This window comes from Pseudomonas sp. N040, from assembly GCF_015637705.1.
Lineage (GTDB): Bacteria > Pseudomonadota > Gammaproteobacteria > Pseudomonadales > Pseudomonadaceae > Aquipseudomonas.
Genome location: NZ_JADOBE010000003.1, coordinates 116,152 through 128,626 on the forward strand (window position 1 = coordinate 116,152; position 12,475 = coordinate 128,626).

At 64.4% G+C, this 12,475-nt stretch carries 9 protein-coding genes; all 9 read left to right on the forward strand.

Going from position 1 to position 12,475, the window contains the following annotated elements:
• Nucleotides 1-183: 183 nt before the first annotated feature.
• The 9 genes from ISX93_RS05945 (at nucleotide 184) to nirD (ending at nucleotide 12,424) form a co-directional block, all read left to right on the forward strand.
• On the forward strand, nucleotides 184-1,401 hold the full coding sequence (locus tag ISX93_RS05945; protein WP_195777797.1) for a CmpA/NrtA family ABC transporter substrate-binding protein: 1,218 nt from the start codon (nucleotides 184-186) through the stop codon (nucleotides 1,399-1,401).
• Nucleotides 1,398-1,976: an ANTAR domain-containing response regulator gene (locus ISX93_RS05950; RefSeq protein WP_195778016.1), complete on the forward strand. Its 579-nt coding sequence runs from the start codon at nucleotides 1,398-1,400 to the stop codon at nucleotides 1,974-1,976. The genes ISX93_RS05945 and ISX93_RS05950 overlap by 4 nt, the downstream gene beginning before the upstream one ends.
• A 328-nt stretch (nucleotides 1,977-2,304) precedes the next feature.
• Nucleotides 2,305-3,672 carry a CmpA/NrtA family ABC transporter substrate-binding protein gene (locus tag ISX93_RS05955; protein ID WP_195778017.1) on the forward strand — a complete coding sequence of 456 codons (1,368 nt, stop codon included), beginning with the start codon at nucleotides 2,305-2,307 and terminating at the stop codon, nucleotides 3,670-3,672.
• A gap of 59 nt (nucleotides 3,673-3,731) precedes the next feature.
• The gene (locus tag ISX93_RS05960; RefSeq protein WP_195777798.1) at nucleotides 3,732-4,721 is read left to right on the forward strand and encodes an ABC transporter permease; all 990 of its coding nucleotides are present in this window, start codon (nucleotides 3,732-3,734) and stop codon (nucleotides 4,719-4,721) included.
• A gap of 20 nt (nucleotides 4,722-4,741) precedes the next feature.
• On the forward strand, nucleotides 4,742-5,536 hold the full coding sequence (locus ISX93_RS05965) for an ABC transporter ATP-binding protein (RefSeq protein ID WP_195777799.1): 795 nt from the start codon (nucleotides 4,742-4,744) through the stop codon (nucleotides 5,534-5,536).
• Between the two features lie 621 nt (nucleotides 5,537-6,157).
• Nucleotides 6,158-7,369: an MFS transporter gene (locus ISX93_RS05970; protein ID WP_195777800.1), complete on the forward strand. Its 1,212-nt coding sequence runs from the start codon at nucleotides 6,158-6,160 to the stop codon at nucleotides 7,367-7,369.
• Nucleotides 7,370-7,509: 140 nt separating this feature from the next.
• Nucleotides 7,510-9,180, forward strand: a complete 1,671-nt coding sequence (locus ISX93_RS05975) for a bifunctional protein-serine/threonine kinase/phosphatase (protein ID WP_195777801.1) — start codon at nucleotides 7,510-7,512, stop codon at nucleotides 9,178-9,180.
• A gap of 464 nt (nucleotides 9,181-9,644) precedes the next feature.
• Nucleotides 9,645-12,101 (forward strand): nitrite reductase large subunit NirB, encoded by a 2,457-nt coding sequence (gene nirB / locus ISX93_RS05980; protein WP_195777802.1) that lies wholly within the window; start codon nucleotides 9,645-9,647, stop codon nucleotides 12,099-12,101.
• The gene (gene nirD / locus ISX93_RS05985; protein WP_195777803.1) at nucleotides 12,098-12,424 is read left to right on the forward strand and encodes a nitrite reductase small subunit NirD; all 327 of its coding nucleotides are present in this window, start codon (nucleotides 12,098-12,100) and stop codon (nucleotides 12,422-12,424) included. The genes nirB and nirD overlap by 4 nt, the downstream gene beginning before the upstream one ends.
• The last annotated feature ends 51 nt before the right edge of the window (nucleotides 12,425-12,475 follow it).

Genomic DNA, 12,475 nt, shown 5'->3' on the forward strand with positions numbered 1-12,475 from the left:
CAGTCGCAGCAGCTGGTGGACAAGTAAACGTTGTCCACCCTACGTGCTCCGGAGTTTGCGTAGGGTGGGAAACTGCGCAGCATTTCCCACCATGCGTGCTGGACGCCACCACTGTGCCGATCACTGGCACAGCCCTTGCTACCTCGCCGGCAACACTTCTCAAGTTGCCACAGCGAAATCCCTATGAGCGAGCAGTACCAGCCACCGCACAGCAATTCCCTGGATTGGGTCGGCGGTTCCGATGCCCCGGAAAAGCGCAGCCTGAACCTTGGCTTCATGGCCCTGACCGACAGCGCTTCGCTGATCGTGGCGGCCACCCAGCAGTTTGCCCAGCCCTATGGCCTGACCCTTAAGCTGCAGCGGCAGTCGTCCTGGGCCGGGTTGCGCGAGCGTTTGCACACCGGCGAGCTGGATGCCGCGCAGAGTCTGTATGGCCTGGTGTATGGCATGCATCTGGGCCTGGGTGGTGCTGCGCCGCTGCCGATGGCGGTGCTGATGGGGCTGGCGCAGAACGGCCAGAGCATCAATTTGTCTGCGCGCTTGCAGAGCGCTGGCGTGCGCGATGGCGAGGCGTTGGCCCGCTACGTGCGCCAGGCTGGTGCGCGGCTGACCTTCGCCCATACCTTTCCCACCGGCACCCACGCCATGTGGCTGTATTACTGGCTGGCGAGCCTGGGCATTCACCCGTTGCGCGATGTCGACAGCGTGGTGGTGCCGCCGGCACAGATGGTGGCGCACCTGCGCGCCGGGCGCATCGATGGCTTTTGCGCGGGTGAGCCGTGGGGGGCGCAGGCGGTGGCGCAAGGGCAGGGCTTCACGGTATGCACCAGCCAGTCGCTTTGGGCCGATCATCCGGAGAAAGTCCTCGGCTGCACCCGCGAGTTTGTCGAGACCTGCCCGAATGCCGCCCGGGCACTGGTAATGGCGGTGCTGGAGGCCAGTCGCTTCCTCGATGCCAATGTTGAAAACCGCAGCGCGGCAGCCTCGCTGGTCAGTGCGCCGGAATTTCTGGATACCCCGCTTGAGGTGATCGAACCGCGCTTCTGCGGGCGCTATGAAGATGGCAACGGCCAGGCCTGGCTGGACCCGCATCCACTGCGCTTTTGCGCGCAGGGCGCGGTGAACATGCCGTACCTGTCCGACGGCATGTGGTTCCTCACGCAGTTCCGCCGCTGGGGACTGTTGCGCGAAGAGCCGGATTACCTGGCGCTGGCCGGCGCGGTGCAGCAGACCGCGCTGTATGCCGAGGCTGCCAGCAGCCTGGGTTTGGCGGTTCCGCCGGCGCTGCGCAGCAGCCGGCTGTTCGACGGCAAGCTCTGGGATGGCAGTGATCCGGCTGCCTACGCGCGCAGCTTCGAACTGCACGCACTGACCGACGCGCGTCAGGCGGGGGCATGCTGATGCGCATCCTGCTGATTGACGATACCGCGCAGAAACTCGGCCGCCTGAAGGCGGCCCTGAGCGAGGCCGGCTTCGAGGTGATCGAGGAATCCGGGCTGGTGATTGATCTGCCCAAACGGGTGGAAGCGCTGTGCCCGGACGTGATCCTGATCGACAGCGAATCCCCCGGCCGCGATGTCATGGAACAGGTGGTGCTGGTCAGCCGCGACCAGCCGCGGCCGATCGTGATGTTCACCGACGAGCAGGACCCGGGGGTGATGCGTCAGGCGATCAAGTCCGGGGTCAGCGCCTACATAGTCGCCGGTATCCAGGCCGAGCGTCTGCAGCCGATTCTCGATGTGGCGATGGTGCGCTTCGAGAGCGACCAGGCCTTGCGCGCGCAGTTGCAGGCGCGTGACGCGCAGCTGGCCGAGCGCAAGCGCATCGAGCTGGCCAAGGGGCTGCTGATGAAGATGAAGAGCTGCAACGAGGAAGAGGCCTACACGCTGATGCGCCGGCAGGCCATGAGCCGCCAGCAGAAGCTGATCCAGGTCGCCGAGCAGATCATCGCCATGCACGACATGCTCGGCAACTGAAGCTGCCGGCCGTGCACCATGCTGCAGCCCGCGTACCAGTCTGATGCACCCCGGCCGGCCCTTGAATGGCCTGCGGGAACACTTTTGGGGCTGCTTTCGGCAGCTGGTTATTATTTTAACAATATGATTTATAACGGTTATTTAAATTAATTCAGGTGTTCCTGCATATCTGGCAAGGCGCTTGCAATCACCTGGCTAACACCCGTCTCATGATCGCCAATGGCGGTGATCAGGACGAACTGACAAAGACGTCATTAGCAAACTGCTCTTCGCGAGCCGGTTTTCTATGACGTCTTTTTTCGTTTCTGGCCCTGAGGAAATCTCCATGATGCACACCATTCGCCGTAACGTCCGGATCAAGTCGCTGTTGGGCGGCCTGCTGTTGTCTTCCCTGACCCTGTCGCTGGCCCAGGCCGCCGAACCGGAAAAGGCCGAGCTGAAACTCGGCTTCATCAAGCTCACCGACATGGCACCGCTGGCGATTGCCTACGAGAAGGGCTACTTCGAGGATGAAGGCCTGTACGTCACCCTCGAGGCCCAGGCCAACTGGAAAGTGCTGCTCGACCGGGTGATCACCGGTGAACTGGATGGCGCGCACATGCTCGCCGGCCAGCCGCTCGGCGCGACCATCGGTTTCGGCACCAAGGCTGAGGTGGTTACGGCGTTTTCCATGGACCTGAATGGCAACGGCATCACCGTGTCGAATGCGGTCTGGGACGAAATGAAAAAGCACGTGCCGATGGAAAACGGCAAGCCGGTGCACCCGATCAAGGCCGATGCCCTCAAGCCGGTGATCGAGCAGTACAAGGCCAAGGGCAAGCCCTTCAACCTGGGCATGGTGTTCCCGGTGTCCACGCATAACTACGAATTGCGCTACTGGCTGGCGGCGGGCGGCATCAACCCCGGCTATTACGCACCGGCCAAGGGCGACATCACCGGCACCCTGAATGCCGACGTGCTGCTCTCGGTCACCCCGCCACCGCAGATGCCCTCGACCATGGAAGCCGGCACCATCAATGGCTACTCGGTAGGCGAGCCGTGGAACCAGCAGGCGGTGTTCAAAGGCATCGGCGTGCCGGTGATCACCGACTACGAGATCTGGAACAACAACCCGGAAAAAGTCCTCGGCGTGTCCAAAGCCTGGGCCACAGCCAATCCGGAAACCCACAAGCGGCTGGTCAAGGCGCTGATCCGTGCCGGCATGTGGCTGGATGCGGACAACAACGCCAACCGCCAGGAAGCCGTGGAAATCCTCGCGCGGCCGGAATACGTCGGTGCCGATGCCAAGGTGATCGCCAACTCGATGACCGGCACCTTCGAGTACGAGAAGGGCGACAAGCGCGAGGTACCGGACTTCAACGTGTTCTTCCGGCACAACGCCACCTATCCCTACTACTCGGATGCCATCTGGTACCTGACGCAGATGCGCCGCTGGGGGCAGATCGGTGAAGCCAAGCCGGACAGCTGGTACGTCGACATCGCCAAGCAGGTCTATCTGCCGGCGGTGTACCAGAGTGCCGCGAATGAGTTGGTTGCCGAAGGCAAGGCCAGCGCGGCGGACTTCCCGCCAGCGGACGAGCAAGGCTTCCGCGCACCGAGCAATGCCTTCATCGATGGCCTGACCTACGACGGTCGCCAGCCGAATGCCTACATCAACCAGTTCAAGATCGGCCTGAAACCCGACTCGGTCCAGTAACCCGTCTATTGCCCAGGGTGGCGGATCTGCCGCCGCCCGCTTGCTGCGAGGACCCGACGATGAGCAACCCTGCCGTCGCCCAACCGATCCAGGACACCCTGAACAGCGCACGCCGTGTGGCGTTCAAGCGTTGGTTGCCCAACCTGCTGCTGCCGCTGATCGGCACGCTGGTGTTTCTGCTGTTCTGGCAGCTGGCCGCCGGCAGCATCAACACCAGCCTGGGCGCGTTTCCCGGCCCGAGCCAGGTGGCCACGCAGTTCGTCAGCCTGGTGGATGAACATCAGCGTGAGCAGGCCAAGGCCGATGCGTTTTACCAGCGACAGGAACAGCGCAACGCGGAAAAGCTCGCCAGCGATCCGGCGGCCCAGGTGAGCATCCGCCCGTATACCGGCAAGCCGACCTTCTTCAAGCAGATCTTCACCAGCCTCTACACGGTGATGACCGGCTTTGTGCTGGCCTCGCTGGTGGCGATTCCGCTGGGGATCATCTGCGGCTTGAGCAAGCCGATCTACAACGCAATCAATCCGCTGATCCAGGTGTTCAAGCCGGTTTCGCCGCTGGCCTGGTTGCCGCTGGTGACCATGGTGGTCAGCGCCGTGTACAGCAGCAGTGATCCGCTGTTCGCCAAGTCGTTTGTCACTTCGGCAATCACCGTGGCGCTGTGCTGCCTGTGGCCGACGGTGATCAATACCACGGTCGGCGTGGCCAGCCTGGACCAGGATCTGCAGAACGTCAGTCGCGTGCTCAGTTTGTCGCCACTCAGCCACGTGCGGCGCATCGTGCTGCCGGCGGCGATCCCGATGATCTTCACCGGCCTGCGCCTGTCGCTGGCGACCGGCTGGATGGTGCTGATCGCTGCCGAGATGCTGGCGCAGAACCCCGGGCTGGGCAAATTCATCTGGGACGAGTTCCAGAACGGCAGCTCCAATTCGCTGGGGCGGATCATGGTCGCGGTGGTGGTGATAGGCCTGATCGGTTTTGCCCTCGACCGGCTGATGCTGGCGCTGCAACGCCGCGTCAGTTGGGACAAGAATGCTGATCTTCGCTAATTATTTTCAAGGAGTTCGCCATGAGTCAGGCACACCTCGAGCTGAGTGCCGTCGGCATCAGCTTCCCAACTGACAAGGGCCTGTATTGCGCCTTGCAGAACGTCAATCTGAAAATCGCCAAGGGCGAGTTCGTTTCGCTGATCGGCCACTCCGGCTGCGGCAAATCCACCGTGCTGAATATCGTTGCCGGCCTGTACCAGGCCAGCCAGGGCGGGGTGATTCTGGATGGCCGCGAGGTCAACTCGCCGGGGCCGGAACGCGCGGTGGTGTTCCAGAACCACAGCCTGTTGCCGTGGCTGAGCTGCTACCAGAACATCGAGCTGGCGGTGCGTCAGGTCTTCAAAGGGCGCAAAAGCAAGGCCGAGATGCGTGAGTGGATCGAGCACAACCTCGAGCTGGTGCACATGAGCCACGCCCGCGACAAACGCCCCAGCGAAATCTCCGGCGGCATGAAACAGCGCATCGGCATTGCCCGCGCACTGGCCATGCAACCCAAGGTATTGCTGATGGACGAGCCGTTCGGTGCGCTGGATGCGCTGACCCGCGCCCATCTGCAGGATTCGCTGATGGAGATCCATGCGGCGCTGGGCAACACGGTGATCATGATCACCCACGACGTGGACGAAGCGGTGCTGCTGTCCGACCGTATCGTGATGATGAGCAATGGTCCGGCGGCCACGGTCGGCGAGATTCTCCGGGTGGAGCTGCCGCGCCCGCGCGAGCGCATGGCCCTGGCCCATGATCCGCGCTACCACGAGTACCGCGCGGCGGTGCTGGAGTTCCTCTACCAGAAGCAACACCGCCCGGCCGCGTAGCTGGCCTGCCCGCCGAACCCGCTCGCCGAACAGATCATCGCCACCCCTCATGGCGAGAGCGCCGCGCCCCCAGGTCTGTTGCTGCGGTGCGGTTCGCCTGCCCGCACGGCCCCTTAGGAGCGCCGCCCCCGGCGCGAGCTTTTGCCACCCCTCGCGGCATGGGCGCCGCGCCCACCGAATGCGCTGCCTGTCCGTCGGCTAGACAGGCACAGCTGCGCACCAATTGCGGGCGGACGCACCAGTTCGGCCCGGGCTTGCTTGCGCTGACGCTCTGCCGGCGCCGGCAAATGAGCATGAGCGTTGCCCGGCGTTTGCCTGGCGCAGCCGCATCAGCCGCGCCCCATCAGTGCGGCGCAGCGCGTTCCGGGCGGCGGCTCCCGCGCTGGAGTGTGAGTGCCGGCAATGTTGGCCCGGTCCTTGCTGAATACCTGTACTTGGCAGCCAAAGGCGGTTGCCCGACTACGGCAAAGGCGTCGCATTCAATCGGTTCTCGGTGAGCCGCGTTGAGGCGACGCTTTTTTTCGTTTCGCGTCCACGTGTGACGCAGGGCTGGGTTTTCCGGCGTTAGCCGATTCGGTCGAGCCGGGCGGAATCATTGAATTGCTATCCACGAGGTGTCAGATGAATAAAAGTTTCTGGAAATCGGGCAACACGCCGACGCTGTTCGCCGCCTTTCTCTACTTCGACCTGAGTTTCATGGTCTGGTATGTGCTTGGCCCACTCGGCGTGCAGATCGCCACGGACCTGCAACTGACGACCCAGCAGCGCTCCTTCATGGTTGCCACGCCGATCCTGGCCGGCGCGGTCTTGCGCTTCCTGCTCGGCCTGCTGGCTGATCGAACCTCGCCCAAGGCGGCCGGCCTGCTCGGGCAGGTGGTGGTGATCGGCGCGCTGGCGGTGGCCTGGCTGCACGGCATTCACAGTTATGAGCAGGCGTTGCTGCTCGGGCTGTTCCTCGGTGTCGCCGGCGCTTCCTTCGCCGTGGCTTTGCCGCTGGCCTCGCAGTGGTATCCGCCGCAGCATCAGGGCAAGGCGATGGGCATCGCCGGCGCCGGCAACTCCGGTACCGTGCTGGCCGCGCTGTTCGCCCCGGCCCTGGCCGCCGCCTATGGCTGGAACAATGTGTTCGGCCTGGCGCTGATTCCGCTGGTGCTGACCCTCGGCATCTTTGCCGTCGCGGCGAAGAATGCGCCGAACCGACCGGCCCCCAAGGCCATGGCCGACTACCTGAAGGCGCTGGCCGATCCGGACAGCTGGTGGTTCATGCTGTTCTACAGCGTGACCTTCGGCGGCTTCCTCGGCCTGGCCAGCACCTTGCCCGGTTACTTCCATGACCAGTACGGTTTCGATCCGGTCAAGGCCGGCTACTACACCGCCGCCTGCGTGTTCGCCGGCAGCCTGATGCGTCCGCTGGGTGGCGCCCTGGCTGATCGCATCGGCGGCATCCGCGCGCTGCTGGTGATGTACACCGTGGCTTCGCTGAGCATCACCATCGTCGGCCTCAACCTGGCCAGCTCCACGGCGGCACTCGGCCTGTTCGTGGTGGCCATGCTCTGCCTGGGTGCCGGCAACGGTTCGGTGTTCCAGCTGGTGCCGCAGCGCTTTCATCGCGAGATTGGCGTGATGACCGGGTTGATTGGCATGGCGGGCGGTATTGGTGGTTTCTGCCTGACCGCCGGGCTGGGCGCGATCAAGCAAGCCACCGGCGATTACCAGCTCGGTTTGTGGCTGTTCGCCAGCTTGGGCGTGCTGGCCTGGGTCGGCCTGTTCAGCGTCAAGCGCCGCTGGCGCACCACCTGGGGTAGCGCGGCGATGACCGTGGCCCGGGTTTAACTGTTGGCAGGAAAATGTAGGTTGGGCGTAGGGTGGGCTTTAGCCCACCATTTGGCGCTGCCTGGTTTGGTGTTTGGTGGGCTGAAGCCCACCCTGCGCTGTAACGCCTCCTCTTCCGGACTAATCGGACAAGAGTATCCATGAGCCTGCAACTGAGCATCGCCGAAGCCACTGCTGCCGGGCCGCGTCCGCAGAACCAGGATGCCTTGCGCGTGGTCACACCGGCGCCGGCGCTGGCGGCGAGCAAGGGTTATCTGTGTGCGATCGCCGATGGCGTCAGCCAGTGCGTGGATGGCGGGCTGGCTGCCCGCGCGACGCTGCAGGCCCTGGCGCTGGATTACTACGCCACGCCGGAAACCTGGCCGGTGGCGCAGGCGCTGGAGCGCCTGTTGCTGGCACAGAACCGCTGGCTGCGCGCCAATGGCGGCGGCCAGCCGTTGCTGACCACACTCAGCGCGCTGGTCTTGCGCGGGCGGCGCTACACCCTGGCGCACGTCGGCGACTGCCGGGTCTATCGCTGGCATGCCGGCAAGCTGGAGCGGCTGACCAGCGAGCATGTCTGGGAACAACCCGGCATGCAGCATGTGCTGAGCCGGGCGATGGGCCTGGACCAGCATGTGCTGGCCGATTACAGCGAAGGCGAGTTGCAGGCCGGCGAGCAGTTCCTGCTGCTCAGCGACGGCGTCTGGGCCAGCCTTGACGATGCCTACATCGCCAGCGTGCTGCGCGATGAGCCGGAGCAGCAGGCGGTGGTCAATGCGCTGATTCGCGCCGCCCATCTGGCCGGCAGTCAGGACAACGCCAGCGCGCTGCTGGTGCGCATCGACCGGCTGCCGCAAAACAACCTCGGCGATACGCTGGCGCAATTGCGCGACTGGCCGCTGCCGCCACGTTTGCGCAGCGGGCAGTCGTTCGAAGGCTGGACGGTGCTGGGCGTGCGGGCCGAATCTCGCCAGTCACTGCTGTATCGGGTGCGCGATGCCCAGGGCCAGGCCTGGCTGCTGAAGACCCTGCCGCCCAGTCGCGCGGACGAGGAGGGTGCCGGGCCGGCGTTGCTGCTGGAAGAGTGGTTTTTGCGCCGGGTCGCCGGCCGCTACTTTCCCGAGTTGCACCCGCTGCCACAGCGCCAGCACCTGTATTACGTGCAGCGCGAATATGCCGGGCAGACGCTGGCCGAGCTGTTGGCCCGGCATGGTCCGCTGCCGCTGGCCGACTGGCTGGAGCTGGCGCCGCGCCTGTTGCGCGGGCTGGGCATGCTGCACCGGCGGAATATCCTGCACCGCGACATCAAGCCGGAAAACCTGCACCTGGGCAGCGACGGCGAGTTGCGCCTGCTGGATTTCGGCCTGGCCTTCTGTCCGGGGCTGTCGGCGGAGCAGGCCCATCATCTGCCCGGCACGCCGAGCTACCTGGCCCCGGAGTGCTTTCAGGGTGCTGCGCCAGATGCCCGGCAGGACCTCTACGCCGCCGGGGTGGCGCTGTACCGGCTGCTCTGCGGGCACTACCCGTATGGCGAGATCGAGGCCTTTCAGCATCCGCGCTTCGGCCAGCCGGTAGCGGTCAGCCGTTACCGGCCCGACGTGCCGGCGTGGCTGGACGAGTTGCTGGCGCAGGCAGTGGCCAGTGATCCGCAACAACGCTTCGAGACGGCCGAGCAATGGCTGCTGCAGCTGGAACAGGGCGAACGCCAGGTCGATGCCCTGCGCGCGCGCCCGCTGCTGGAGCGCGAACCGCTGAAGGTCTGGCGCGGGCTGGCGCTGGCGGGGTGGTTGCTGAACCTGCTGTTGCTGGTGCTGCTGCTCAAGGGCTGAAGTGCACCAATGCTGTGCGGTTGGCATCAAACGGGTGCAGGAAAACCGCCGGCAGCGGCGCAATGGCCCGGCCGCGGCGCGATTTTGTCGGGTGGGCGTAGGGTGGGCTTCAGCCGACCATTTGGCGTTGTCTGGTTTGGTGGTCAGAAGCCCACCCTACGCCAGCCCTACGCGCGCAACCTGCGCCGACCCTGCGCCCGTTCCACGCTTGCCCTCGGCGATTGGCGCTCAGCACCTAAGGAAAAACAGGCTGATTTAAACGCTTTGCTGGCTGTTGGCACGACACCTGCAATGTTCGCCGTACGGTAAAACGGCAACACACATAGCGCGGTATCTCTCAATGGCGAGGGAGCCGCGGCCCGGCAAGTCGGGATCAGGACAAAGGCGTCCTCGCACATTTCTGCGGGACGCCTTTTTTGTTTCCCGATTATTGATTCCCCGGAACGGGTGATGGGAGAGCTCAGATGAAGAAACTCAAGCTGGTGATGGTCGGTAACGGCATGGCCGGGGTGCGTACCCTGGAAGAGCTGCTCAAGCTGGCGCCGGAACTTTACGAGATCACCGTGTTCGGCGCCGAGCCGCACCCCAACTACAACCGCATTCTGTTGTCGCCGGTGCTGGCCGGTGAACAGACCTTCGAGGAAATCGTGCTCAACGACCTCGACTGGTACAAGGACAACGGCATCGACCTGCGCCTGGGGCGCAAGGTTGAATCGATCGACCGGCGCAACCGCGTGGTTACCGCCGACGATGGCAGCACCGCCGCATACGATCGCCTGTTGCTGGCCACCGGCTCCCTGCCGTTCATCCTGCCGGTGCCGGGCAACAAGCTGGACGGCGTGATTGCCTACCGCGACATCGCCGACACCATCACCATGATGGAAACCGCCAAGACCCACAGCCATGCGGTGGTCATCGGCGGCGGCCTGCTCGGTCTGGAAGCGGCCAACGGCCTCAAGCAGCGCGGCATGGATGTAACCGTGGTGCACCTCGCCGACTGGCTGATGGAACGCCAGCTGGACAAGACCTCCGGCAAACTGCTGCAGGGCGCGCTGGAATCGCGCGGTGTGCATTTCCGCCTCAACGAGCAGACCGAGGAATTGCTCGACAACGGCGAAGGTCGGGTGTGCGCCATCCAGTTCAAGAGTGGCGATGTGATCCCGGCGGATCTGGTGGTGATGGCTGCCGGCATCCGCCCCAATACCGAACTGGCCGAGAAGTCCGGCATTCCCTGCCAGCGCGGCATCCTGGTCAACGACACGCTGCAGACCTACGACCCGCGCGTTTACGCCATTGGCGAATGCGCCAACCACCGCGGCACCGCCTATGGTCTGGTGGCGCCGCTGTTCGAGCAGGCCAAGGTCTGTGCCAATCACCTGGCCCAGCTCGGCTTTGCCCGTTATCAGGGCTCGGTGACCTCGACCAAGCTGAAGGTCACCGGCATCGACCTGTTCTCCGCCGGCGACTTCATGGGCAGCGAAGGCACCGAGACCATCACCCTGTCCGACCCGATCGGCGGGGTGTACAAGAAGCTGGTGATCAAGGATGACGTGCTGGTTGGTGGCTGCCTGTTTGGCGACACCGCCGACGGCGGCTGGTATTTCCGCCAGATCAAGGAAGGCGCCAACATCGCGCAGATCCGCGATCACCTGATGTTCGGCGAGAGCGCCCTGGGCGACGTCGGCCACCAGGGCCAGAGCAGCGCGGCGAACATGCCCGACAGCATGGAAGTCTGCGGCTGCAACGGCGTGTGCAAGGGCACCATCGTCAAGGCGATCCAGGAAAACGGCCTGTTCAGCGTCGATGAGGTGAAGAAGCACACCAAGGCCGCCAGCTCCTGCGGCTCCTGTGCCGGGCTGGTCGAGCAGATCCTGATCAGCACCGTCGGTGGCGCGGCGGATGTGAAGCCGAAAAGCGAGAAAGCCATCTGCGGTTGCAGCGAGCTGAACCACGGGCAGATTCGTCAGGCGATCCGCGACCAGCACCTGATCTCGCTGCCGCAGGCCATGAGCGCGATGCACTGGAGCACGCCGAACGGTTGTGCCACCTGCCGCCCGGCGCTGAACTATTACCTGATTTCCACCTGGCCGGGCGAGGCCAAGGACGACCCGCAGTCGCGCCTGATCAACGAACGCGCCCACGCCAATATCCAGAAGGACGGCACCTACTCCGTTGTTCCGCGCATGTGGGGCGGGGTGACCAATCCGTCCGAGCTGCGCCGCATCGCCGACGTCGCCGACAAGTACAACGTACCGATGGTCAAGGTCACCGGCGGCCAGCGCATCGATTTGCTGGGGATCAAGAAGGAGGACCTGCCGGCGGTGTGGAAGGACCTCGACATGCCGTCCGGACACGCCTACGGCAAATCCATCCGCACCGTGAAGACCTGTGTGGGCAGCGAGTTCTGCCGCTTTGGTACGCAGAACTCCACGCAACTGGGCATCGAGCTAGAGCACGACCTGTTCAACATGTGGTCGCCGCACAAGGTCAAGCTGGCCGTCTCCGGCTGCCCGCGCAACTGCGCCGAGGCGGGGATCAAGGACGTCGGCATCATCGGCGTGGATTCCGGCTTCGAGATGTACATCGGCGGCAACGGCGGGATCAAGACCGAAGTCGCGCAGTTCTTCGTCAAGGTCAAGACCGCCGAGGAAGTGCGCGAATACAACGGCGCCTTCCTCCAGCTCTACCGCGAGGAAGCCTTCTATCTGGAGCGCACCGTGCATTACCTGAATCGGGTCGGCATGGACTACATCAAGCAGACGGTGGTCGAGGATGCGGCCAACCGTCAGGCGCTGAATGCACGCCTGCAGTACGCCCTGTCGTTCGAGCAGGACCCGTGGAAAGAGCGCATCGAGACCCCGGCGCTGAAGAAAGAATTCGACCGTATTCCCGTTGTTGCTGTTGAGGAGGCCACCGTATGAACTGGCTGGATATCTGTGCCCTGGAAGAGATCAACCCGCTTGGCTCGCGGATCATCGACGGGCCCAAGGGCGACATCGCGATCTTCCGTACCAGCGATGACCAGGTCTTCGCCCTCGACGACCGCTGCCCGCACAAGGGCGGCCCGCTGTCGCAGGGGCTGATCTACGGCAAGCGCGTGGCCTGCCCGCTGCACAACTGGCAGATCGAGCTGGACAGCGGCGAAGCGGTGGCACCGGACCAGGGCTGCGCGCACCGGCACCACGCCAAAGTGGAAGAAGGCCGGGTGCTGCTGGCGCTGAATCACGCCGAGCAGTGTGCATAGCTCCGTAGGGTGGGCTTCAGCCCACCACGGAATATGTCTCGGTATTGGTGG

Bases quoted from the DNA above. Each gene is read 5' to 3' on its own strand.
- ISX93_RS05960 (WP_195777798.1), top strand. From the start codon at position 3,732: ATGAGCAACCCTGCCGTCGCCCAACCGATCCAGGACACCCTGAACAGC.
- ISX93_RS05965 (WP_195777799.1), top strand. From the start codon at position 4,742: ATGAGTCAGGCACACCTCGAGCTGAGTGCCGTCGGCATCAGCTTCCCA.
- ISX93_RS05975 (WP_195777801.1), top strand. From the start codon at position 7,510: ATGAGCCTGCAACTGAGCATCGCCGAAGCCACTGCTGCCGGGCCGCGT.
- ISX93_RS05945 (WP_195777797.1), top strand. From the start codon at position 184: ATGAGCGAGCAGTACCAGCCACCGCACAGCAATTCCCTGGATTGGGTC.
- nirB (WP_195777802.1), top strand. From the start codon at position 9,645: ATGAAGAAACTCAAGCTGGTGATGGTCGGTAACGGCATGGCCGGGGTG.
- ISX93_RS05955 (WP_195778017.1), top strand. From the start codon at position 2,305: ATGCACACCATTCGCCGTAACGTCCGGATCAAGTCGCTGTTGGGCGGC.
- ISX93_RS05970 (WP_195777800.1), top strand. From the start codon at position 6,158: ATGAATAAAAGTTTCTGGAAATCGGGCAACACGCCGACGCTGTTCGCC.
- nirD (WP_195777803.1), top strand. From the start codon at position 12,098: ATGAACTGGCTGGATATCTGTGCCCTGGAAGAGATCAACCCGCTTGGC.